The organism is Streptomyces sp. NPDC000941 (genome assembly GCF_053599555.1).
Map to the genome: position 1 here is coordinate 1 of NZ_JBSFMM010000027.1, position 22,522 is coordinate 22,522.

Genomic DNA, 22,522 nt, shown 5'->3' on the forward strand with positions numbered 1-22,522 from the left:
GAAGTCCTGGTACGAGCCGGGCGGCCCGTCCGCGCCCAGCGACAGCTTGTAGCCGGTGCCGGCGCTGGCCATGCACAGCCGGGAGCCGGTCCGGACGGGGCGTCACGCGCTCACGAGCGCTGGGGGACTGAGCGGATCAGTCCTGCTGCGCGCCCTTGGGGAGCTGGCGCCACTTCACCGTGGTGCTGGAGTTGAACGCCCAGTCGAGCATCTTCTTGGCGTCCGGGTACCGCTTCGGGGCGTTGAGAATCACGCCCACCACCGTCCGCCCGTTGCGCTTGGCGGCGAACACGAGGCACCTGCCGGGCGCGGTACCGGTGCCCGTCTTGATGCCGATCGCGCCGCTGTACGAACCCAGCAGCCGGTTGGTGTTGTTCCAGGAGTACGTCCTCGTCCTGCCGTTGGCCGCCGGCGCCTTCTGAACGGTGTCGACGGACTTGACGACCGTGGAGAGGGTGGAGTTGCCGAGCGCATGCCGGGCGAGCTTGGCCATGTCGCGGGGGGTGGTGTAGTTCTGCCCCCCGTACGAGATGCCGTCGAAGGTGTCGTAGTGGGTCTTGGTCATCCCCAGCGCGGACGCCTTCTTGTTCATCTGGGAGATGAACGACTTGGTGCGCTTGGCCGTGGTGTCACCGGTGCCGAACGTGTCGGCGAGCGCCATGGCCGCGTCGCAGCCGGACGGCAGCATCAGGGCGTACAGCATCTGCTTGACGGTGAGCTTGTCGCCCTTCTTCAGGTCCGCCTTGCTGCCGCCGACCCGGGCGACGTAGTCGATGTACGACTGCTTGACGGCGACCTTCTTGCTGAGATTCAGCCCCCGGGAGTCAAGCACCACGACCGCGGTCATGAGCTTGGTGGTGCTCGCCATCGGCCGCTTGGTGTCGGCGGCCTTGGCCCACAGCTGTTTGTTGGCGGTGTTGTCCAGCAGATAAGCGCCCTTGGCGCTGATCCCCGACGGACCGCCGGCGGCCTGCGCGCTCGATACCGGCAGCGCGAGCGATACGGCCGCCGTGGATGCGATGACGGCCGCTCCCCAGCGACGCACCGCGGTTCCCCCTAATCTCCTCATATGCCCTCCATCTTCTAGGAATTTCGCGGGCGAGCGCATCATTCCATCGGGTGACGGAGGGACGGAAATCGGGGCGTCAGTTCGATTGTGCGACCCAGTCGTAGGCGATGTGTGCGTCGAACTCCCGCTGGCCGCCCGCGAAGATCAGCCCGGCCGAGGCGAACGCGGCGCCGTCCTGGCCCTCGCCCTCGTCGCTCCCGGGCCGCCGGCCGTCCGGGACGTAGGGCACCGCGATACAGCGCATCCCGGCCCGGCGCGCCGCCTCGACCCCGGGCGCGGAGTCCTCCACCACCACACACTCGGCCGGGGCAGCGCCCAGCAGGCGCGCGGCCTCCAGGAAGACGTCCGGCTCCGGCTTGCCGCGGCCGACCTCCTCCGCCGAGACCCGCACGGTCAGCAGTGAGCCCAGCCCGGTGGCCTCCAGCGCGGCGTCGATCGCGGCGCGGGAGGACCCGGACGCGACGGCGAGGGGGTGCCCGGCGGTGTGCAGCCGCTCCACGAACGCGCGCATCTGGGGGAATGCCGTGGCGGCGGTGCCCACCAGCTCCAGGTAGTGGCGGTTCTTGACGGCCAGCAGCTCGTCCACGGGCGCGTCGATGCCGTACTCGGCGCGCAGGGTCTCCAGGGTCTCGCGGGTGCCGATCCCGATGAAGCGGGAGTGGTGCTCCCAGGTGAAGCCGGTGACCCCGTACCGCTCCAGGGTCAGCCGCCCCGCCTCGTAGTAGTGCGGCTCGCTGTCCACGAGCGTGCCGTCCAGGTCGAAGAGGACCGCCGGGGTGCGGGAGGCGTGGGGCGTGGTGCGGGACGTCATGGGCACCAGCATGCCAAGCGGGGCGGTCAGCCCTCCCGGCGGGCTCGCGCCGCCTGGTCCCGTCCGGTCGGGGCCGCCGCCCGTTCCCGCTTGGCCGTGGCTGCCGCCTGCCCCACCGCCTCGACCAGCGGCAGCACCCGGTGGGGCACCCGCTCGCGCAGCGCCATCTCGGTGCGGGTGCGGACCACGCCCGGCAGCTGGATGAGCCGCTGGACGACATCCTCCAGATGCTCGTTGTCCCGCGCCACGACCCGGGTCAGCAGATCCCCGGCGCCGGTGATCGAGAACGCCTCGATGATCTCGGGCACTTCGGCGAGCGCGTCGCCGACGTCGTCCAGATGGCCCTGGGTGACCTCGATATGGACAAAGGCCAGCACCGGATGGCCGAGGGCGGCCGGGGACACGCTCGGCCCATAGGCGGTGATCACCCCGTCCCGCTCCAGGCGGTCGAGCCGCGCCTGTACGGTGCCGCGCGCGACGCCCAGGACCCGGGCGTACTCGCGCACGCTGGTGCGCGGCTGCTCCAGGAGCAGCCGCAGGATCTTCGCGACGGCGGCTCGCGGGTGACCCGGCCGCCGACCCCGCGCCTCGGGTGGCCGAACTCGAAGCGGTGCTGGCCAGGCTGCGGATGTCGATCGCCCCGCTGCTGCACCCGCTCAGCCCGCTGCGCGCCCGTAAGTCCCGGGCCCGGCAGGTCATGGTGGCCCTCGACGACTGCGCCCGGCAGGTACGCGGCCTCGCCGAGCTCGCCGCCGACCCGGACGCCTCGCACGACGCCCGGCTGAGCGCCGCCTGTCTGCGGGTCGAGGCCGCGGTGGGGCGCCTGGTGAACCCCGCCGTCCGCCCCGCCGCCGAGCCCACCGCGCCCGGTGCCGAGCCGCACCATCACCCGGGTGCGGAGCGCGCCCTCGCCCACCTCCACGGCCTGGAGGTGGCGCTCGCCGGGCTCGCGGCACCGCTGTACGGCGGCGCGCGGGCGCCGCTCGCGGGGGCGTGACGCGCGCGAGCGGCGAGATACTCGGGAGTTGGGGGAGTTGGGGGAGTTGGCCGGGTTGGTCTAGACCGCTGCGTTACCGTCGGGCTGCATCTGTAAAGTCGGCGGAAGGGCAGTGCGGTGAGCACCACAGGCAGTGGACAGCGGGCGTACATCGGGTCGTTCACCTCGGCGGGCGGCGCCGGAGTCACGGTCGCGTCCGTGGACGCGGAGACAGGCGCGCTGGTCGCCCTGTACAGCACGGACGCCGTGCCCAACCCCTCCTACCTCGCGCTCGCCCCCGGCGGCGGAACCCTCTACGCGGTGAGCGAGACCGACGACGGCGCGGCCGCCGCCTTCCGCGTCGCAGACACCACCCGGCCGCCCGTCCCGCTGGGCACCCCCGTACCGGTGCGCGGCGCCGCCCCGACGCACCTCGCACTCGCCGCCGGGCACCTCCTCACCGCCAACTACGGCTCCGGAAGCGTCACCGCGCTCCCGGTCCGGGACGACGGCGCGCTCGCCGAGCCGTCGGCGGTGCTGCGCCACGAGGGCAGCGGCCCCGACGCCGTTCGCCAGGAGGGCCCGCACGCGCACGCCGTCGTGCCGGACCCGTCGGGGCGCTGGGTGCTCGCGGTCGACCTGGGGACGGACTCGGTGTGGGTGTACGCGGCGGGTACGGGTGGGGGAGCTGGAGTGACCCCGCGGGTTCACCGCGAGGCCCGGCTGCGCCCCGGCAGCGGCCCGCGCCATCTCGCCTTCCACCCCCGCGGCGAGCGCGCTTACGTCGTCAACGAACTGGACCCGACGGTCACGGTGTGCCGCTGGGACGCGGCGTCCGGCACCCTCGACCCGCTCGGCGAGGTACGCGTCCTGCCGAGCGGTACGGACGTCCCCAACTTTCCGTCAGAGATCGTCGTCTCGGCGGACGGCCGGTTCGCCTGGGTCGCCAACCGCGGCCACGACAGCGTCGCGACCCTCGCCCTCGACGCGTCCGGCGACACGATGACGCTGGTCACCACCACCCCCTGCGGCGGCCACTGGCCCCGCGACCTGACCCTCGCCCCCTCGGGCCGCCACCTCTACGCCGCGAACGAGCGCTCCGGCGATGTGACCTGGTTCCGGATCGACCCGTCGTCGGGCGTGCCCACTCTCACAGGCTCCCTCGCCGCCCCGGCGGCCTCGTGCGTGATCTTCGCCTGAGCGGGCGACCGACCGCCCCGCCGCGCAAGCGGCGGCCCCTGTGGCGGGGGCCGCCATGTACCCGTACGGCTCAGCGCGGCGTCAGCGCATGGCCGGGTTCGGCTGGAGCTTGATGCCCAGGACCGTCGCGTACTTCGCCAGCACCAGCTTGCCCACGGCCGGGTACGCGCCGAGCGGCTCCGCCGCCGCGCACTCCGCCTCTTCGGCGGCGGCCGCGGGGAGGTCGGCCGCGACCTCGGGGCCGATGAGGTAGGGGGCGAGGGCCAGCCGGGTGGAGCCGGCCGTACGCAGTTGCTCGGCGACGCGGACGACGGCCCCGTCCTCGTCCAGCGCGGCGGCCATCACCGGTATGGCCAGGCGCGCGGAGAGCAGCATGCCGGTGATGCCGCCGGCCTGGGCCGCCTCGGCGCCGCCGACCGTGGCGAGGACGATCCCGTCCGCGGCGGTGGCGACCGTGAAGAGGCGGGCGCGGTCGGCGCGGGCGAGGCTCGCCTCCGACAGGCGTACGTGCAGGGCCTCGGCGAGGAGCGGATGCGGGCCGAGGACGTCGGTGAGTTCGGCGGCGGAGCCGCTGTGCTTGACGGCCTGGCGTATCCGGCGCAGCAGCGCGTTGTCCGGCCCGGCGAGCAGCGGCACGACGACGGCGGAGGCGGTCTCGTCGGTGACGGCGGGCTCGGCGGCGGCCACCGCGGCCGCGCCCTCCTCACCCAGCGCCTCGGCCTCCGCCTCAGCCTTGGCCTTGGCCGCCGCGGCGGCCCGGCGGGCGCGCTCGCCGCGCTCCTGCGCCGCGCGGGTGAGCACGCCCTCAAGGGCCGGGAAGTCCTCGCTCGCACCTTCCCCGTTACCGTCGCCGTCCACGTACCCGATCCGGGCGTCGAGGCCGGGCAGCTCGGAGCGGGCGATGCTCAGGACCTCCTCGGCCAGGCTCCGGGTGGCGTCGTCAGGAGAGCCCGGGACGGCCAGCACCAGCGGAGGGGCGCCTACAGGGGCGACCACGGGCTCCGGTCGGCGGTGCCGTCCGGGCTGGCGGGGACGCGGCATTCGTACAGGCAGGCCGGACGCGGGCCCAGTGGGGGAGCTCATGGCGCCGCATGTTAGTCGCTTGTTGTGATCGACTGTTCGGGAGGGTGCGACGCGGGGTCTTCTGTCCCTATTTGCCGAGCCGTGTTGTTCGACACTGTTCGCTTTACCGCTGTTTGCCTTGACGCCGGGCGATGGCGGGTTTAAGACTCCGGCGCGACCGAGCCGATGTCCATGCCGATGTCCATGCCGACGTCCATGACGATGTCCATGACGCGCAACAGCGCCGCGTCCAGCGGCAGGCGCAGCGAGTTCGTGGCGAGCGCCGTGGCGATGCGCACCGCGCCGGCCAGCGGATCCCCGGCCGCCTCGGTCACCCGGGCGTTCGGCAGCCGCTCGGCCAACTGGGCGCGCAGCGGTACGAGCAGGGGCGCGCCCATACGGAAGAGGCCGCCGGTGAGTGCCACCACACACCCCTCCACATCCGGGCAGACCGCCTCCGCGGCTTGTGCGATGTGCTGTGCGGCGTCCCACAGGATCGCGGCCGCGACCGGATCCTGTTCCGCGCAGCGCCCGACCTCGGGCGCGAACGAGGCCAGCACGGCGGGCCGGTCGGGGCGCGGATACAGCTTCCCCGGCAGCTCGCCCGCAGGTCCGAAGACCGCCTCCAGACGCGCCAGCAGCGGCTGTGAGCCGCCTTCGCGCCCGTCGTACGCGCGCATCGCGGCTTCGAGTCCGGCCCGGCCGATCCAGGCCCCGCCGCCGCAGTCGCCGAGGAGATGGCCCCAGCCGTCGGCACGGCGCCAGCCGCCGCCCCCGCGGGCACCGGCAGCCGAACGGGCCGTACTTTCCCCGCCGCCGTCACCGTCCCCGCCGCCGTCCGCGCCGCCCGCGTCCGCCGTATCGCCCGGCAGGGCGCCCAGCGCGATCAGGCCCGTGCCGGCCGCGACCACCGCGCCGGGCCGCTGGCCCAGGGCGCCGGCGTAGGCGGTCACCCCGTCGGCCGCCAGGGCCAGCCGCCGGATGCCCAGCGAACTCGCCAGCGCGTCCGGCAGCTTGGCGCGCAGATCGTCGCCGAGCGAGGCCATGCCCGCGGCGCCGACGCACACCGCCGCCACACGGTCCGCCCCCGCCTCGCGCAGCAGTGCGCGGGCGGCGGGGAGGACCCGGGCGAGCAGACTGTCCGCGTCGATGCCCCGGTCGCCGACCACGGCGGGCGTGGGCACGGACGAGGACCAGGTCAGCCCGCTCGCCGGGCCGTCGCCCCCACCGCCGCCCCGCTCCTCGCCGCCGTCCCCGTCTCCCTCGTACGGGGCGTCGGCGCGGGCGAGCGCGACTCGGACGCCGGAGCCGCCGGAGTCGATGCCGAGTACGAATCCCTGCTCCGTACTGTCACCCACCGTTGTACTGTCACCCACCGGTCAGCCGAACCCGCGCGCATCCTGCTTGAGCGCGGTGTCCACGGTCAGCGCGGTGGCCACGACGAGGCTCAGCAGCGGGTCGGGCAGCTGGCGGTGGATCTGCAGGACGTAGTTGTCCGCGGTGGTGAACATCGTCTTCGCCAGACCTTCCCAGGTCTTGGTGATCCGGGCGATCTCGGTGTCGGTGTGGTCGACGATGGCGAAGTTCCAGGCGCGCCAGTTCTCCGCCTTGATGGCGCCGATCTGCTGGCCGTTGACCTGAATGGCGAAGTTGATCTTGCCGATGGCGTTCTGCTGCACGATCTCGCCGACCGGCTGCCCGTCCGGGCGCGTCACCAGCACCTTGGACTTGATGAACTTCGCCGGGCGGGTGAGCACCAGATGCGGCTGGCCCTGGGCATCGCGGATCTCGAGCTTGTGGGTCATGAACTGGTCGAGGCTGGAGACGAACCGAGCCACCTTCTTCAGGGTGCTCTGGCCGACCTGGACCACCGAGCCGATGGTGCGCCCGTGCTGGTCGAAGACGCTGTACTCGTTGGTGAGCTCGATCAGCTTGGCCTTCTGGTTCACCACCAGCACCGGCTCGCTGAAGAGCGTGCCGCCGCCGGCATAGACCGGGGCGACGCCCGCCTGCTGCTGCACCTGGCGCTGGACCTTGGCCGGGTCGGCGACCGGCGCCTGCTGCTGCGGCACCTGCCCGGGCTGGCCGGGGTGGGTGTGCTCGGTCCACTGCGCGCCATCCCACCAGCGCAGCAGGTTGGGCGTGCCCTGCGGGTCGGCGTACCAGCCCGCAGGGGTGTTCGGATGTGTCGTCATGGCGGGCAGACTACCCGCCCCTCACCAGGAAGGAAGCCGTCAGGGAAGGCGCCAGTCCACCGGCTGGGCCCCTTGCTGTACCAGGAGGTCATTGGCCCGGCTGAACGGACGTGAGCCGAAGAAGCCGCGGTCGGCGGACATGGGGGAGGGGTGCGCGGATTCCACGGCGGGCAGGCTGCCGAGCAGCGGGCGCACGTTCCGGGCGTCGCGGCCCCACAGGATGGACACCAAGGGGCGGCCGCGCGCGGCCAGCGCCCGGATGGCCTGCTCGGTGACCTCCTCCCAGCCCTTGCCGCGGTGCGCGGCGGGCCGGCGCGGCGCGGTGGTCAGCGCCTTGTTGAGCAGCAGCACGCCCTGCGCGGACCACGGGGTCAGATCGCCGTTGGACGGGCGCGGCAGGCCGAGGTCGGTGTGCAGCTCGCGGTAGATGTTCTCCAGGCTGCCGGGCAGCGGGCGCACCTCGGGGGCCACCGAGAAGCTGAGCCCCACGGCGTGGCCGGGCGTCGGATAGGGGTCCTGACCGACGATCAGGACGCGTACCTCGTCGAAGGGCTGCTGGAAGGCGCGCAGCACATTCTGTCCGGCCGGCAAATAGGTGCGCCCCGCCGCTATCTCGGCCCGCAGGAAATCGCCCATCGCGGCGATGCGTCCTTCGACCGGCTCAAGTGCCTTGGCCCAGCCTGCTTCTACGATTTCGTTCAACGGTCGTGCAGCCACGTCGCGTCACTCTAGTGGTTCAGCGCGTGGCCGTGCGCCACCTCACCCGAGCAGGTCCCTCGGCTCACCCCACCACCGCCGCCCGTACGCACAGCACGTCCGGAAGGTGCTCGGCGACCAGCCGCCAGCTGTCCCCGTCGTCCGCGCTCGCGTACACCTCGCCGTTGCGGTTGCCGAAGTAGACGCCCGCCGGGTCGGCGTCGTCCGTGCGCAGCGCGTCCCGCAGCACCACCCCGTAGTGGTCGGCCTTCGGCAGCCCGGCGGACAGCTCGGACCACGACGCCCCCGCGTCCTCGGTGCGGAAGACCCGGCAGCGGTAGCCGGGCGGATAGCGGTCCGAGCCGTCGCTGACCGGGAACACATAGGCCACACCGCCGCGCCGGGGATGGGCGGCGACGGCGAATCCGAAGTCGGCGGGCAGCCCCTTGCCGATCTCCAGCCAGGTCGCCCCGGCGTCGTCGCTGCGGTACACCCCGCCGTGGTTCTGCAGATACAGCCGGTCGGGGTCCACCGCATCCGGCGCGATCTTGTGCACGCACTGGCCGAACTCCGGGTACGGATCGGGCAGGAACTCCGCCTTCAGCCCGGTGTTGGACGGGGCCCAGCTCGCCCCGCCGTCCGCGGACCGGTACACCCCGCCCGAGGACACGGCCGCCAGCACCACATCGGCGTCGCGGGGGTCGGTGACGACCGTATGGACCGCCTGCCCGCCGAAGCCCGCGCCCCACTCCGGCCGCTGTGGGTGCTCCCACAGGCTCCGTACGAACGCGAAGGTCTCGCCGCCGTCTTCGGACCGGAACATGGCGCCCGGCTGGGTGCCCGCGTACACCACATCGGGCGCGGCGGGCCCGGCCGGGTGCAGCTGCCAGACCCGCTCCAGTGAGGTGTCGGTGCCCTCCGGGAACCGCACTGCGGGCGCGGGCGGTTCGTGCCAGGTGCGCCCGAGGTTGTCGGAGCGGAAGACCGACGGACCCCAGTGCGAGCTGTCGGCCCCGGCCAGCAGCCGGGGCACCGTACGGCGGGTGTCGATGCCGACGGAGTACACCGCCTGCATCGGGAAGTGGGGACCGGTCAGGTCCCAGCCCCCGCCCCCACGGCGCCCGAGGAACAGCCCCTTGCGGGTGCCGATGGCGAGCAGGACGTCATCCATGGCGCATCACTCCTTGCGATGTGTCCGGCGTCACACGGTCAGCACCTCAGAGTCTGCACCCCACCACTGACAACGGCCCGCTCCCTCACGACACCCCAGCTCAGACGGCCCGGCCGTACTGCGGCGGGACCGTGGCGACCGCGCCGAGATCACGCGCCGCGTGCCGCGCCCAGTACGGGTCGCGCAGCAGCTCGCGGCCGAGCAGCACGGCGTCCGCCTCACCGCCGGCGACGATCTTCTCGGCCTGCTCAGGCTCGGTGATCATGCCGACCGCGGCGACCGGAAGCCCGGTCTCCGCCCGGACGCGCGCGGCGAACGGCACCTGGTAGCCCGGGCCGGTCGGGATCCGCACCCGCGCCGCGTTGCCACCGGTGGAGACGTCCAGCAGGTCCACTCCATGGGCGGTGAGCTTCCGCGCGAACCGTACGGTGTCGTCGGCGGTCCAACCCTGGCGTTCGTCGGAGTCGTCCTCGGTCAGCCAGTCGGTCGCCGAAATCCGGAAGAACAGCGGCAGCTCGTCCGGCCACACCGCGCGTACGGCGTCCACGACCTCGAGCGCGAAGCGCGTCCGGTTCTCGAAGGACCCGCCGTACTCGTCGGTGCGGCGGTTGCTGTACGGCGAAAGGAACTCGCCGATCAGATAGCCGTGCGCGCCATGGACCTCGGCGACCTCGAACCCGGCGGCCAGCGCGCGCCGCGCCGCCTCGGCGAACTGGCCCACGATCTCCCGGATCTGCTCGACCGTCAGCTCCTCGGGCACCGGGTGGCCCTCGTCGAACGGCAGCGGGCTGGGCCCGAGCGGCTGCCAGCCGCCCCCGTCCTCGGCCACGGGCCCGCCGCCCAGCCACGGCCGGTCGGTCGAGGCCTTCCGTCCGGCGTGCGCCAGCTGGATGCCCGGCGTGGTGCCGCGCTCCTTGAGGAACGCGGTGATCCGGCGGAACGCCTCGGTCTGGGTGTCGTTCCACAGGCCCAGGTCGGCGGGGCTGATCCGGCCCTCCGGGCTGACGGCGGTGGCCTCGACCAGGACCAGGCCGGTGCCGCCGACGGCGCGCGAGGTGTAGTGCGAGAAGTGCCAGTCGCCCGCCACGCCCGCGTCCGGGCCGCTGACCTCGGCGGAGTACTGGCACATGGGGGACATCCAGATCCGGTTGGGAATGGTCAGTGACCGCAGGGTGTAGGGCTCGAACAGCGCGCTCACGGCAGGCTCCGTCTCAGGTCTTCTCGGGTCTTCGCCAGTGGATCGCTCGTACGATAACCCTCGTAGTACGCCAAACGTCAAACTACGAGGGGTCTCGTACAATGGGATCTCGTCACGAGGCACACGAGGCACCGAGGAGCAGCCGTGCAGCCGCAGACCCCCGCCCCCGCCCCGCCGCCGTCGACCAGCCGTGCGCTGGAGCACCCCGCGCGCGACGCCGTCCGCCTCGAAGACGTGCTGCACGCGCTGTCCGACCCCATGCGGCTGCGGGTGGTGCGGACCCTGGCGGGGGAGGCCCGCGAGCTGGCCTGTTCGGATATCCCCCTGCCGGTGAGCAAGTCCACCACCACCCACCACTTCCGGGTGCTGCGGGAGTGCGGGGTGATCAACCAGATCTACCGGGGCACCGCCAAGATGAACGCGCTGCGCCGCGAGGATCTAGACGCGCTGTTCCCCGGACTGCTCGACAGCGTCCTGCTCGCCGCCGACCGCCAGGACCTGGTCCCCGGCGGCTTGGCGGCCGGCGGGCGCTGACGCCGCCCGACCGGCCCCGGTCGGCAGATGGTTGAAGAGCAGGTTGAGCGCGATGGCGGTGAGGCAGCCCGCGCTGATCCCGCTGGTCATGATCGTCTGGAACCAGTGCGGGAACTGCTCATAGACCCCCGGCACGCCCACCGGCAGCAGCCCGACGGCGACCGACACCGCGACCACCGTGAGGTTGTGGTTGTCCCGGAAGTCCACCCCGGCCAGCGTCCGCAGCCCGCTCGCCGCGACCGTTCCGAACATCACCAGACCGGCCCCGCCCAGCACCGGCGCCGGGACCGCCGCGACCAGCGCGCCCAGCTTGGGCTCCAGCCCCAGCAGCACCAGAATCCCGCCCGCCGTGGCCACCACCCACCGGCTGTGCACCCGTGTCATCCCCACCAGGCCGACGTTCTGGGCGAAGGCCGTGTACGGAAAGGTGTTGAAGACCCCGCCCAGCAGGGTGGCCGCACCGTCCGCGCGCAGCCCGTCCGCGAGCCGCCGGGCATCGACCTCACGGCCGGTCATCTCGCCCACCGCGATGAAGTCCCCGGTCGTCTCGGTCATCGACACCACGGCGACCACCAGCATCGACGCCACAGCAGCCGCCTCGAAGGTCGGGGCGCCGAAGTGGAAGGGCGTGGAGACACCGACCCAGTCGGAGTCGCCCACCCCCGAGAAGTCCGTGAAGCCGAGCGGCACGGCCGCCGCCGTTCCGGCCACGATGCCGACCAGCACCGCGACCCGGCCCAGAAAGCCGGGCGCGAAGCGCTGTACGGCCAGCACGGTGATCAGCACCCCGGCGGCCAGCCCCAGATTCTTCGGCGCCCCGAAGTCCGCCGAACCCTGGCCGCCCGCCGCCCAGTTGCCCGCCACCGGCAGCAGCGACAGGCCGATGACCAGGATCACCGTGCCGGTCACCAGCGGCGGGAAGAAGCGCAGCAGCCGCCCGAAGACCGGCGCGAGCAGGATCATCGCAAGGCCCGAGACGAGCACCGAACCGTAGATCGCCGGCAGCCCGCCGCCCCCGGTGCCGATCAGCACCATCGGGGTGACCGCCGCGAAGGTACAGCCCTGCATGATCGGCAGCCGTACGCCGAACCGCCACAGCCCCACACACTGCAGCACGGTCGCTATCCCGCACAGCAGCAGATCCGCGTTGATGAGGTACGCCAGATCCGCGGGCGGCAGCTTCATCGCGCCGCCGACGATCAGCGGCACGGCGACCGCGCCCGCGTACATCGCGAGCACATGCTGCAGACCGAAGGCCGCGAGCTGTCCGGGCGGCGGGACCTCGTCCACGGGATGGCGTGCGGGCTTCATGGCGGCTCCTTTTGCGGCTACGGGAATGCTGGGGAGTGGGTAGCACGACAACTGGGCGCGACGATAGAAGCCTTGAACAGTCTGTTGATTTCACCGGCGTTGCGGCTGTGTGTTCTGGGAAGGGGCGGAGCTCAGCCCCGGGCGTCGCGGGCCGCGGTCAGCAGTCCGGGCCAGTCCGGGATCTTCACCCGAGGCCGCCCCAACGCCCGCCCGAGCGCCGACTCCGCCGCCTCGATCCGCAGCCAGCCGGGCCACTCCACCGGCTCCAGGCCCATCGCGCGCAGCGCCGCCCGCGGGTCCTCGGTCACCGGGCGCGCGGCGAGGGCGGTGGCGTCGGACAGCAGGGAGGCGATGGTCTCCTTGGCGCACGACCGGTTCGTCCCGATGACCCCGGTCGGCCCCCGCTTGATCCACCCCGCGACGTACTCGCCGGCCGAGGGCGCGCCGCCGCGCACCACCCGCCCCTGCTCATGCGGGACCGTCCCGCTGGCCGCGGCGAACGGCAGCCCGGGCAGCGGTACGCCCTGGTAGCCGACCGAGCGCAGGACCAACTGCGCCGGTACGTCCTCGAAGTCGCCGGTCCCGGCGACCCCGCCCGTCCCGTCCGGCGCGGTCCGCTCGAACCGCACCGCCCGTACGGCGCCCTCGCCGAGCACCGCCGCCGGGCGCAGGAAGAAGCGCAGATGAATCCGGCGCGGCCGGCCCACGGGCTCGTGGCGCGCCCAGTCGCGCAGCACCTCCACATTGCGCCGGATGGGTCCCGGCAGCCGCGACGGGTCGGCGAACGCCGGGTCCATCGCCAGCTCCTCGGGCCGCACCAGCACATCGGCGCCGGCCAGCGCGCCGAGCTCGCGCAGCTCCTTGGTGGTGAACTTGGCCTGCGACGGACCGCGCCTGCCGACCATGTACACATCGGTGACCTGGCTGTCGGCGAGCGCGTCGAGGGCGGCGTGCGGTACATCGGTGGCGCGCAGCTCCTCCGCCCCGCGGGCGAGCACCCGCGCCACGTCGACCGCGACATTACCGACCCCGATGACCACGGCCGAGCGCGCGCCCAGGGCGAAGGCGTCGATCGCCGAGTCGGGGTGGGCGCTGTACCAGGAGACGAACTCGGTGGCCGAGAAGCTGCCCGGCAGCTCTTCCCCGGGAATGCCGAGCCGGCGGTCGGACGCCGCCCCGACGCAGTACACGACCGCGTGGTACAGCCCGAGCAGTCGCTCGGGCACCAGCGGTGCCGGCCCCACCGGCACATTGCCCAGGAAGCTGACCTGGGGGTGCTCCAGGACCGTGCGGAGGGTGTTCTGCAGCGACTTGATCTTCTCGTGGTCCGGGGCGACCCCGTAGCGCACCAGCCCGTACGGACAGGGCAGCCGGTCCAGCACATCCACGGCCACATCGGGCACGGCCTGCTGCTGGACGAGCGCCTGGGCGGCGTAGACCCCGCTCGGCCCGGATCCGACGACTGCTACGCGAAGCACGGCGGAGCTCCTTCCGCAGGATGTCTCCAGCATCGCACCCGATGGGGCTAAGGTCCGGCTTACGCGCCGGACAACAGGCTCCCGGGTGACAGCCGAGGCCGGAAGCTGACGTTCCGGAGCGGAGGCCGGCGTTACGGACCAGAGCCGGGCGCCCGGAGCCGGGCGCCCGCCGCGAGCTGTCCGTGATTCACGCGATGTGCGCTGTCCGAGCTATCCGAGCTGCTGCATCCGCCGGATCTCGGCGCTCTGCTGCGCGATGACGTCGTCCGCCATCTCCTCCACCTTCACGTTGTTGCCCTGCGCCAGCACGTCCGTGGCCATGGAGATCGCGCCGGAGTGATGGGTGATCATCAGCTTGAGGAAGAGCTTGTCGAACTCGGCTCCGCCGGCGGCGCGCAGCTGATCCAGCTGCTTCTGGGTGGCCATACCGGGCATGGAGCCGTGGTCGTGCCCGCCCTCGTGGCCCGCCGTACCGCCTTCCGTACCACCGTCGGTGTCGCCGTCAGTGCCGCCGTCAGTGCCGCCGTTCGTCTTCAGCCAGCCCTTCATCGCCTCGATCTCCGGCTTCTGCCCGGCGGAGATGCGCTCGGCGAGCCGTTTGACCTTCGACGACTTCGCCCGGTCGGGGGCCAGGGCGGTCATCACCAGGGCCTGCCGGTGGTGCTGGATCATCATGCGTACGTAGCTGAAATCGGCCGCGTTGGGGGAGTCGTCGTCCTTCGCCTTCGCCGCCTCTTCGGCCGTCAGTTTCTTGGCCGCCTCCCCGGGCTTGCCCGGCGCGATCACCGAGGGCCCGGAGTCCTTGGCCTTGTCACCGGCCTTGTCGCCGCTGTCGGCCTCGCAGCCGGTGAGGGCCAGCGCCAGGGCCGCGGCCACCGCCGCGACCGCGAGCGAGGCGGCGCGTGCGGCACGGGCGGTCGTGGTCATACGCCGGATCAACACCGTGACCTCCAGAGACTTTTACGAGCTGTGCTGACCGTATTAGCACGTAAGTGGCTGATCCATGCAAGGAATCTTCGTTACATATTCATTGCCGACTGTTGAGGTGTACATGGATCGAGCGATACTGCCCACGGCCCACGCCTACACATCGTTCGATCCCGAACGGGAAAGAAGGGAGGACGCAGTTGAAGCCGTGGCACAGACTCCAGATGCGCCATAGACCCTCGATGCGCCCCCGGCACCTCGGCACCGCCGTAGCCGCCTTCGGTCTGCTCGCCTCGCTGTTCGCCGCGAGCCCGGCGGCCGCGACGCCCGACCCCGGAGCCACCCCGAAGAGTGAACGGGTGTCCAACGGGCAGGCCGATGAGGTCAAGGCGGCCATCAAGGGCGGCGAGATACCCGGTGTGGACGAGATCGTCCACAGCGACAACGTCAGCCATCTGACGAACATCCCCAAGCAGGCCCTCAAGGGCACCAACTCGGACCTGGCCTTCCAGGGCAAGTACGCCTTCGCGGGCAACTACGACGGCTTCGTCATCTACGACATCAGCAACCCGAAGCAGCCGAAGACCGTCAGCCAGGTGCTGTGCCCGGGCTCGCAGAACGACATCAGCGTCTCCGGGAACCTGCTCTTCCTCTCCACGGACTCCTCGCGCAGCGACAACTCCTGCAACAGCACCACGCAGCCCGCCACGGAGAAGTCGTCCTGGGAGGGCATGAAGGTCTTCGACATCAGCGACAAGACCGAGCCCAAGTACGTCGCCGCCATCGAGACCTCCTGCGGCTCGCACACCCACACCCTGGTGCCCGAGCGGGACAACGTCTACATCTACGTCTCCTCGTACTCCCCGGACGCCACCTTCCCGGACTGCCAGCCGCCGCACGACGGCATCTCCGTCATCAAGGTGCCGCGCCGCGCGCCCGAGAAGTCGGCCGTCGTCGACTTCCCGGTGCTCTTCCCGGACGGCGGCAACCCGGGCGCGCCCACCAACCCGGGCGTGTCCAAGACGACCGGCTGCCACGACATCACCAGCTTCCCCAAGCTCAAGCTGGCGGCGGGCGCCTGCATGGGTGACGGCGTCCTGCTGGACATCGCCGACCCCGCCAAGCCGCGCGTCATCGACCGGGTCGAGGACAACGTCAACTTTGCCTTCTGGCACTCCGCGACCTTCAACGAGCGCGGCAACAAGGTCGTGTTCACCGACGAGCTCGGCGGCGGCGGGGCCGCGACCTGCAACGCCGAGGTCGGCCCCGACCACGGCGCCGACGGCATCTACGACATCGTCGGCAAGGGCGACCGCCGCAAGCTGGTCTTCCGGAACTACTACAAGATCCCGCGCTACCAGGCGAACACCGAGAACTGCGTCGCCCACAACGGGTCGCTGATACCGGTCAAGGGCCGCGACATCATGGTCCAGGCGTGGTACCAGGGCGGCGTGTCCATCTGGGAGTTCACCGACTCCAAGAACCCGAAGGAGATCGGCTACTTCGAGCGCGGTCCCATCTCCGCCGACACGCTGGTGGGCGGGGGCTCCTGGTCCGCGTACTACTACAACGGCTACATCTACTCGAACGACATCGCCAAGGGCTTCGACGTCCTGAAGATCGACGACCGGCGCACCGACGGTGCCAAGTCGGTGCGGCTGAGCGAGCTGAACGTACAGACGCAGCCCGACTACCGCTGACCGTCCGCCCCGGACGGCTTCCGGCCGTCCGGGGCGTCACCACCTGTTTCACCACCTGTTTCGCCGTCTGCTCCGGCGTTTGTTTCATCGCCCGCCTGCGCGCCCGGCGGTACGCCCAACTCCCAGTCCAGCTTGTAGCGGTTGAAGAGCTCGGCCCGCAGCCGCTCGACCGGCACCGGGGCCCCCGGCAGCAGCACCGCGACCACCGCGCCCATCAGCTGCGCGCGTAACAGCACATAGTCGGCGTCCGGTTCCGACGATCCGTACCGGACCATCGTCTCGCGGAGCAGCGCGGCCAGCCGCTGCTGCTCGGCGCACTTGATGAACCCCTCGGCCGTCAGGATGCCCGCCATATGCGTCCGCATCAGCCGCGGACGCTCCACAGCGAGCCCCAGGATCGCGTCGATCGCCCGCGCCAGCCACTCCCGGCCCGCGTCCTCGCCTTCCGGCAGCGGCTCGCGCTCGAGCCCCTTGGCCAGCTCCAGATGCATCAGCCGGTGCACGGCCGTCTGCAGCAACTGGCGCTTGCCGGGGAAGTAGTAGGAGACAAGGCCGCGCGCGGCCCCCGCCCGGTCGGCGATATCGGCGAGCGTCGTCGCCTCGTAGCCGCGCTCGCCGACCAGCTCGACCGTCGCCTGGAGGAGACGCTCCTGGGACCGACGGCGCAACTCCTCATTGACCGAAGCGCTGCGGGGGGACATGCTGTAACTCCTGCGTTGACTGGCTCTTGGCCAATATACTCAGTGAGGTCTCGGGTTGTCCGCCACCGTGCCCTGGGCGGCCCCGATACTCCGTCGATTTCGGGCGACGCGGGGGATCGCCCGAAATCGACGGCTTTGCCGCGTCTATGACGGGTCGTTGTGACGGGTCGTCTGGGGAATTCGCAGGGTTGTCAGGCCGTCTCGGCGCCGCCCGCGAGATCCAGCACCGGCCGTAGCCCGTCGGGCCGCTGATCCACCGGCAGATGGTCCACCAAGTGCACCCGGCACCCCAGCCGCGACGCTCCCCCGTCCGCCCGCCGGTCGTCCCCCACCATCACGGTGTCGGCCGGGGCCAGCACGAGCGCGTCGCACGCCACCCGGAACAGCCGGGGGTCCGGCTTCTGGATGCCGTGCTCGTACGACAGCACATAGGCGTCCACGAACTCGTCGAGACCGTGCCCCCGGAACACCGGCCGCAGATCCCAGCCGATGTTGCTGACCACCGCGATCCGCACCCCGCGCCGCCGCAGCTCGCCCAGCACCTCGGCCGTGTCGGGGTACGGCCGCCAGGCGGCCGGCTCCATATGGCGGTCGTACAGCGCGTCGTACAGCTCCGGGCGGGGCAGCGGCACCTCGCGGGCCAGCCCGGTGAAGGCGGCGCGGTGGTCCTCGGCGCGGCGGTCCCGTACGCCCCACAGCTCGGTCAGATGGGGCGGTACGGCCTGGGGCGGGGCGCCGCCCGGCAGTGCCCCCGCGTCCTCCAGCTGCCGCGCGCACCGCGGAATGTCCTCCTCCGGGATGGCCGCGCCCGTTGCGTCGAGCGCGGCCCGCAGCCAGGACTCGGCCGGCTCGATACGGAAGAGGGTCCCGGAGAAGTCGAAGAGCGCACCCTTGATCGTCATGCCCTTATCGTTCCAGGCGAGCCCGCCTCACCGGGGCGTATCGGGCGATTCCCCCACCGGCTCGTCGCGACGGCCCGGCGGGACCCGCCGGGAGTACGGGTACGCGGCCGCCGCGGCGCAGACCAGGGCGGCGCCCAGCAGCCAGCCGCCCAGTACATCGGAGGGCCAGTGCACCCCCAGATACACGCGGGTGAACCCCACACCGGCCACGGACACCGCGGCCACCAGCGCCGCGGCCCTCAGCCATGCCCGCCGCGCCCCGCACAGCGCCATCACCCACAGCAGCAGCCCGAACGCGACGGTGGTGGTGAGCGCGTGGCCGGACGGGAAAGCCGCATAGTGCGCCGAGTCCACCGGGTTCCGCCATTCCGGGCGCTCCCGGCCGACCGCCGCCTTGACGCCCTGCTGGAGCGCGGTCCCCGCGGCGGAGACGGCCACGACCCACAGCGCGAGCAGCCGCTCCCGGCGCCACAGCAGCCACCCGACGAGCAGCGCCGTCCCCGCGCGCATCGTCCAGGGGTCCCACACCCAGTCGGTCAGCACTTTGTTGGCGTCGGTCCAGCCGTGGTGCGTCACAGCCGTCCGGTGCAGGGCTTCGGCGATGTCCCCGTCGGCGTCCTCCAGCGGACCCCAGCGGGCCACGACCAGGATCAGCAGGACCATGAACAGCACGGTCAGGACGGCGGCGGTACGTACGGCACGGAGCCTCGAGGCGTGCATGGGACGATGATCGCGCACTGACGGGTGCGTGCGTCGGCCAGGGCTGCCGGGCGCGGACGAGGGGCGCGCGTCCCGCCCCGGCCACCTGCCCGCGGGGTGACGCTCCGCTCAGCGGGTTTGCGCCCCGCTCAGCCGGTTTGCGCTCAGCCCAGCACCCGCAGCGCCGGGACCAGCGTGACCACGAGCGGTACGACGGGGACCAGCGCCGCCGCGGCCGTCAGCCGCAGGCGGCGTGCGGGGGTGAGCCGCGCGGCGGGGGCGAGCAGCCGGTCCACCCGCCGCGGGACCTCCGCGAGCTGGGCCGGGACGGGCCCGAACACCCCGCGGTGCTCGTTCAGTTCGACCAGCGCGAGCGCGGTCGTGAGCCGCCCGAAGCGGCGCGAGGCGGAGTCGTCGGCGGCCAGCTCCACCAGCCGGTGCACCTGGTCGCGGAAGGCCGCGAACACCGGCACCTGCGGAAAGCCCGTGGCCAGCGCGGACGAGCAGTGCAGCAGCCAGTGGTGGCGGGCCCGGGCGTGCCCCTGCTCATGCGCCAGTACGGCGTCCAGCCGACGGCCCTTGAGACGGCGCAGCGCCGCCGTGGTGATGACCAGCCGGGGCGGCGTGCCCGGCAGCCACCACGCCTCGGGCCGCTCGCCCTCCAGTACCACCAGCCGGTCCCCGGTGGGCTCCTCGCCGGGCAACGCCGGGCAGCGGTCGAGCAGTTCGGCCCGCCGCCGCTTGCGCCGCGTCCGCGCCCGGCCGATCTCGCGCGTCAGCATCAGTGCCGTCCATACGGCGCCGCAGGCCAGGGCGAGGGCGACGGGGGCGGCCCAGGGTCCGTACGCGGACAGCGCGTACGCCTCCACCACGCCGTGGGGCGCGGGGGCGAAGACATTTCCGCGCACGGCCTGCGAGGCCGCCGCCGCGGTGAGCGCCATGGTCAGCCCACAGCACAGCAGCACGGCGACCACCACGCACTGCCACACCCACAGGGCGAGCACTGGTTCGCGGTCGGCCCAGTCGGACCGGGCCAGCAGGCGGGGCGCCATTGCCGCCGCCAGGGCGCCGAGGCCCATCAGCGCGAGCGGGACCATCATGGCCGTTACCTTATGAGCGCGGTGTCGGGGCGGGTACGGTCCTGCGGCCGGAAGTGACGTACGCCACGATCACCGGAGGCCGGGCGAGACCGCCCCGGGCGACGGTTCAGAGCGTCAACAGCATGGCCAGCATCCCGATCCCCATGGACAGCCTGCACGCGTCGGCCAGTTCGGGCCGCCGCGACCAGGCGAGGCCACCGGAGCCCCCGCCCGCCCCGGCCGGCGCCAGCCGGGTCGCCGACCACACCACGTACACCGCGAAGTACAGGAGCAGCACGGCGGTGAGCGCCGGCACGCCGCCCGGCACCCGACCCTGCGCCGCGTGCGCGGCGTGGCCGTGGCCCCCGGCCGGGGCGCCCACCGCCATCGCGAGCGCCATATAGACCATCGCCAACGCCCCGACCGCGTGGTGCAGATGATGCCCCAGCGCCCTGCCGCCGCCGTGCCACGCGGGCAGCAGCGCCCGTACGGCCGCCACGACGAACACCGCCGCGAGCAGGGGCGGGCCCCACGGCCGGGGATCCAGCGCCGCGGCGGGCACCGCCATCACCGCCATCCCCCACCCCATCAGCGCCTCCGCCCCCGCGGCCCGCCGCACCCGGCCGGGCGGCTCGCCGCGCATCCGCAGCAGGCAGTACGACCCCGTGGCCGCGCACAGCGCGACCAGCAGCCAGCCGGCCAGCGGCGGTCCGTGCACGGCGCACCTCCCGGGACGGACGGATCCCCCGGAGGCTGCCCGGCGAGCGCCCCGCATACGGGAGCGCACGGGGGCAACGGGGGAGCGCGATCCCCCCGCCCCAGGGCCCGCCCCAAGGCCCGCCCCAAGGCCCGTCCCAGGGCCCGAAGTCGCGATCTTGACCTCGTGCGCACTCCAAGTCCTAGCGTCCCGGGACATGAGCACCGAGCAACACAAGATCGGCAGCGGTTTCGGCGCGCACAGCACGGCGGACGACGTACTCACCGGCATCGACCTGTCGGGCAGGACCGCCCTGGTCACCGGCGGCTACTCCGGTCTCGGCCTGGAGACCACCCGGGCCCTCGCCCGGGCCGGCGCCCACGTCGTCGTCCCGGCCCGCAGGCCCGCCACCGCGGAGGAGGCCCTGCGCGGCATCGCGGGGACGGAGGCGTGGCAGCTGGAGCTGTCCGATCTGGAGAGCGTACGGGCCTTCGCCGACCGCTTCCTGGAGACCGGCCGCGCCCTCGACATCGTCATCAACAACGCGGGCGTCATGGCCTGCCCCGAGACCCGCGTCGGCCCCGGCTGGGAGGCGCATTTCGCGATCAACCACCTCGGCCACTTCGCCCTCGTCAACCGCCTCCGCCCGGCGCTGGCCCCCGGCGGGGCGCGGGTGGTGTCCGTGGCCTCGTCGGGCCACTTCCTCTCCGATATCCGCTGGGACGACCCGCACTTCCGCGCGGGCTACGACCGGTGGCTCGCCTACGCCCAGTCCAAGACCGCGAACGCCCTCTTCGCCCTGCACCTCGACACACTGGGCGCACACAGCGGAGTCCACGCCTTCGCCCTCCACCCGGGCTCCATCCTCACCCCCCTCCAACGGCACATCCCCCGCGACGAGCAGACCGCCCAGGGCTGGATCACCGCCGACGGCACACCCGCGGACGGCTTCAAGACGTCTGCCCAGGGCGCGGCGACGGCCGTATGGGCCGCCACCTCGCCCCTGCTGGACGGCCACGGCGGTGCGTACTGCCAGGACTGCGACATCGCCGAGCCCGCCACGACCGACGACATGCTGATCGGCGGGGTCAAACCCTGGGCCGTGGACCCCGCCGCGGCGGCCCGGCTGTGGGAGCTGTCCAGCGAACTCACGACGCTGGACGCGTTCTCGTAAACGGCCGGTTCGGACCCGGCCTCGGCGAAAAGCCGGTGGCGGAGCGGCGAGCCCCTGCCCGATCATCGGCGTCATGGACGCCGTCGTTCAATGGGTGCGCACCGAGTGGACCAAGTCCTCCCGCGGCGGCCCCGAAGCCGTACGGAGGAACGCGACCCCCATCGCGTTCCCGCTGCCGCCGGGTTTCGCGTCGTCCGTGCACGAGGTCGTGATGCGGGAGGCGGATTCCTTCGAGACCCATGCGGCCGTACGGGAGCTGCCGGACGCCGGAGTGGCGCTGCGGGAGGACGGGGGGCTGCTGCGGATCGGTCCACCGCAGGTGTCGATGTTCAGTATGCCGCGCCGCCATCGCCGCCCGCCCGCGGTGCGGCTCGCCCCCGGGGAGTGGCTGCGGTGGCAGATCAACCACCGGTTCGCCGGCCTCTGCGGCGGGGAGTGGCACTACCGGCTCGACACCCTCAACGTCGCCTACGGTCCCACCGCCCCGGATGTCTTCCTGGGCTCACCGACGCGTCGCGTCGACGAGCGCGGTCATCTGCGCTGACCGGGACCGTATGTGCAGATGGCCGTCGAGGGGGAACGCGGGCGGGGCGGCGGGCAGCAGCGTGGCCAGATCGTATCCGCTCTTCTGCGCGACGCGGCATGACGCCGCGTTGTCCACCTGGTGCAGCAGCTCAAGACGCGTCAGTGAAGCGGTCCCCCGTCTGCCATCCCCGCCGCTGCTCCTGGATCCACCGTTCCGCGCCGGCCTCGTCGTCCACGGCCGAACTCGTCCAGCGGCGCAGGACGTCGTCCCGGTACAGCTCGACGAGGTCGGCGGCGTCCGCCGGGCCCCAGGGGCGCAGCACGAGGGCGGGCGCCGCCGAGGTCGCCTCCGCTTCCAGTCGGGCAGGGATCACGCCACCAGGTCCTTCGTGATCGGTTCGATTTCGATAAAGGTGA

The 22,522-nt window shown here is 72.6% G+C and carries 22 protein-coding genes and 2 pseudogenes; 6 read left to right on the forward strand and 18 right to left on the reverse strand.

The window, feature by feature from the left end:
* Positions 1 to 136: 136 nt before the first annotated feature.
* From ACWDSL_RS11735 to ACWDSL_RS11745, 3 genes are all read right to left on the reverse strand, one after another.
* Positions 137 to 1,069, reverse strand: coding sequence for a D-alanyl-D-alanine carboxypeptidase family protein (locus ACWDSL_RS11735; protein WP_450484195.1), 933 nt, complete (start codon positions 1,067 to 1,069; stop codon positions 137 to 139).
* A gap of 76 nt (positions 1,070 to 1,145) precedes the next feature.
* Positions 1,146 to 1,880, reverse strand: a complete 735-nt coding sequence (locus ACWDSL_RS11740) for an HAD family hydrolase (RefSeq protein WP_450484197.1) — start codon at positions 1,878 to 1,880, stop codon at positions 1,146 to 1,148.
* A 26-nt stretch (positions 1,881 to 1,906) separates the two neighbouring features.
* The gene (locus tag ACWDSL_RS11745; RefSeq protein ID WP_450484199.1) at positions 1,907 to 2,386 is read right to left on the reverse strand and encodes an Lrp/AsnC family transcriptional regulator; all 480 of its coding nucleotides are present in this window, start codon (positions 2,384 to 2,386) and stop codon (positions 1,907 to 1,909) included.
* A 35-nt stretch (positions 2,387 to 2,421) separates the two neighbouring features.
* Here ACWDSL_RS11745 and ACWDSL_RS11750 point away from each other — a divergent pair.
* A pseudogene (locus tag ACWDSL_RS11750) lies at positions 2,422 to 2,877 on the forward strand (FUSC family protein); the annotation flags it as partial.
* 117 nt (positions 2,878 to 2,994) lie between these two features.
* Positions 2,995 to 4,056 (forward strand): lactonase family protein, encoded by a 1,062-nt coding sequence (locus ACWDSL_RS11755; RefSeq protein WP_450484201.1) that lies wholly within the window; start codon positions 2,995 to 2,997, stop codon positions 4,054 to 4,056.
* 81 nt (positions 4,057 to 4,137) lie between these two features.
* On the opposite strand, the gene ACWDSL_RS11760 is transcribed toward ACWDSL_RS11755, so the two are convergent.
* From ACWDSL_RS11760 to ACWDSL_RS11785, 6 genes are all read right to left on the reverse strand, one after another.
* Positions 4,138 to 5,139 carry a sirohydrochlorin chelatase gene (locus tag ACWDSL_RS11760; protein WP_450484203.1) on the reverse strand — a complete coding sequence of 334 codons (1,002 nt, stop codon included), beginning with the start codon at positions 5,137 to 5,139 and terminating at the stop codon, positions 4,138 to 4,140.
* 140 nt (positions 5,140 to 5,279) lie between these two features.
* On the reverse strand, positions 5,280 to 6,476 hold the full coding sequence (locus tag ACWDSL_RS11765; RefSeq protein ID WP_450484205.1) for an N-acetylglucosamine kinase: 1,197 nt from the start codon (positions 6,474 to 6,476) through the stop codon (positions 5,280 to 5,282).
* Positions 6,477 to 6,497: 21 nt separating this feature from the next.
* Positions 6,498 to 7,313, reverse strand: coding sequence for a phospholipid scramblase-related protein (locus tag ACWDSL_RS11770; RefSeq protein ID WP_450484207.1), 816 nt, complete (start codon positions 7,311 to 7,313; stop codon positions 6,498 to 6,500).
* A 39-nt stretch (positions 7,314 to 7,352) separates the two neighbouring features.
* Positions 7,353 to 8,030 carry a uracil-DNA glycosylase gene (locus ACWDSL_RS11775; protein WP_089510105.1) on the reverse strand — a complete coding sequence of 226 codons (678 nt, stop codon included), beginning with the start codon at positions 8,028 to 8,030 and terminating at the stop codon, positions 7,353 to 7,355.
* Between the two features lie 64 nt (positions 8,031 to 8,094).
* Positions 8,095 to 9,180 (reverse strand): WD40/YVTN/BNR-like repeat-containing protein, encoded by a 1,086-nt coding sequence (locus ACWDSL_RS11780; RefSeq protein ID WP_450484209.1) that lies wholly within the window; start codon positions 9,178 to 9,180, stop codon positions 8,095 to 8,097.
* A gap of 100 nt (positions 9,181 to 9,280) precedes the next feature.
* Positions 9,281 to 10,378 carry an NADH:flavin oxidoreductase/NADH oxidase gene (locus ACWDSL_RS11785; RefSeq protein WP_450484211.1) on the reverse strand — a complete coding sequence of 366 codons (1,098 nt, stop codon included), beginning with the start codon at positions 10,376 to 10,378 and terminating at the stop codon, positions 9,281 to 9,283.
* Between the two features lie 144 nt (positions 10,379 to 10,522).
* Between ACWDSL_RS11785 and ACWDSL_RS11790 the strand changes: the two genes are divergently transcribed.
* Positions 10,523 to 10,912 (forward strand): ArsR/SmtB family transcription factor, encoded by a 390-nt coding sequence (locus tag ACWDSL_RS11790; protein ID WP_450484213.1) that lies wholly within the window; start codon positions 10,523 to 10,525, stop codon positions 10,910 to 10,912.
* On the opposite strand, the gene ACWDSL_RS11795 is transcribed toward ACWDSL_RS11790, so the two are convergent.
* From ACWDSL_RS11795 to ACWDSL_RS11805, 3 genes are all read right to left on the reverse strand, one after another.
* Entirely contained in the window at positions 10,817 to 12,223 is a 1,407-nt protein-coding gene (locus tag ACWDSL_RS11795) for a nucleobase:cation symporter-2 family protein (RefSeq protein ID WP_450484215.1), read from the reverse strand. The two genes, ACWDSL_RS11790 and ACWDSL_RS11795, sit on opposite strands and share 96 nt — an antisense overlap.
* Before the next feature lie 131 nt (positions 12,224 to 12,354).
* On the reverse strand, positions 12,355 to 13,701 hold the full coding sequence (locus ACWDSL_RS11800; protein ID WP_450484217.1) for an FAD-dependent oxidoreductase: 1,347 nt from the start codon (positions 13,699 to 13,701) through the stop codon (positions 12,355 to 12,357).
* Between the two features lie 210 nt (positions 13,702 to 13,911).
* Positions 13,912 to 14,628 carry a DUF305 domain-containing protein gene (locus ACWDSL_RS11805; protein ID WP_450484219.1) on the reverse strand — a complete coding sequence of 239 codons (717 nt, stop codon included), beginning with the start codon at positions 14,626 to 14,628 and terminating at the stop codon, positions 13,912 to 13,914.
* 224 nt (positions 14,629 to 14,852) lie between these two features.
* On the opposite strand from ACWDSL_RS11805, the gene ACWDSL_RS11810 reads away from it, so the two are divergent.
* Positions 14,853 to 16,328 carry an LVIVD repeat-containing protein gene (locus ACWDSL_RS11810; protein WP_450484221.1) on the forward strand — a complete coding sequence of 492 codons (1,476 nt, stop codon included), beginning with the start codon at positions 14,853 to 14,855 and terminating at the stop codon, positions 16,326 to 16,328.
* Here the strand turns inward: ACWDSL_RS11810 and ACWDSL_RS11815 are convergent.
* The 5 genes from ACWDSL_RS11815 to ACWDSL_RS11835 form a co-directional block, all read right to left on the reverse strand.
* Complete coding sequence (locus ACWDSL_RS11815) at positions 16,319 to 17,029, reverse strand: TetR/AcrR family transcriptional regulator (protein WP_450484223.1); 711 nt, start codon at positions 17,027 to 17,029, stop codon at positions 16,319 to 16,321. The genes ACWDSL_RS11810 and ACWDSL_RS11815 overlap by 10 nt on opposite strands.
* A gap of 191 nt (positions 17,030 to 17,220) precedes the next feature.
* Complete coding sequence (locus ACWDSL_RS11820; RefSeq protein ID WP_450484225.1) at positions 17,221 to 17,931, reverse strand: HAD family hydrolase; 711 nt, start codon at positions 17,929 to 17,931, stop codon at positions 17,221 to 17,223.
* Between the two features lie 27 nt (positions 17,932 to 17,958).
* The gene (locus tag ACWDSL_RS11825; RefSeq protein ID WP_450484227.1) at positions 17,959 to 18,651 is read right to left on the reverse strand and encodes a phosphatase PAP2 family protein; all 693 of its coding nucleotides are present in this window, start codon (positions 18,649 to 18,651) and stop codon (positions 17,959 to 17,961) included.
* Between the two features lie 143 nt (positions 18,652 to 18,794).
* Entirely contained in the window at positions 18,795 to 19,730 is a 936-nt protein-coding gene (locus tag ACWDSL_RS11830; RefSeq protein ID WP_450484229.1) for a M56 family metallopeptidase, read from the reverse strand.
* Positions 19,731 to 19,836: 106 nt separating this feature from the next.
* A complete protein-coding gene (locus ACWDSL_RS11835; protein WP_450484231.1) occupies positions 19,837 to 20,427 on the reverse strand; it encodes a DUF5134 domain-containing protein in 591 nt (196 codons plus the stop codon).
* Positions 20,428 to 20,623: 196 nt separating this feature from the next.
* On the opposite strand from ACWDSL_RS11835, the gene ACWDSL_RS11840 reads away from it, so the two are divergent.
* Complete coding sequence (locus ACWDSL_RS11840; RefSeq protein ID WP_450484233.1) at positions 20,624 to 21,580, forward strand: SDR family NAD(P)-dependent oxidoreductase; 957 nt, start codon at positions 20,624 to 20,626, stop codon at positions 21,578 to 21,580.
* Between the two features lie 73 nt (positions 21,581 to 21,653).
* The gene (locus tag ACWDSL_RS11845; protein WP_450484235.1) at positions 21,654 to 22,124 is read left to right on the forward strand and encodes a hypothetical protein; all 471 of its coding nucleotides are present in this window, start codon (positions 21,654 to 21,656) and stop codon (positions 22,122 to 22,124) included.
* Here ACWDSL_RS11845 and ACWDSL_RS11850 read toward each other — a convergent pair.
* Positions 22,083 to 22,479: pseudogene (locus ACWDSL_RS11850) on the reverse strand (GNAT family N-acetyltransferase). The gene ACWDSL_RS11845 and the pseudogene ACWDSL_RS11850 sit on opposite strands and share 42 nt — an antisense overlap.
* Positions 22,480 to 22,522 lie beyond the last annotated feature (43 nt).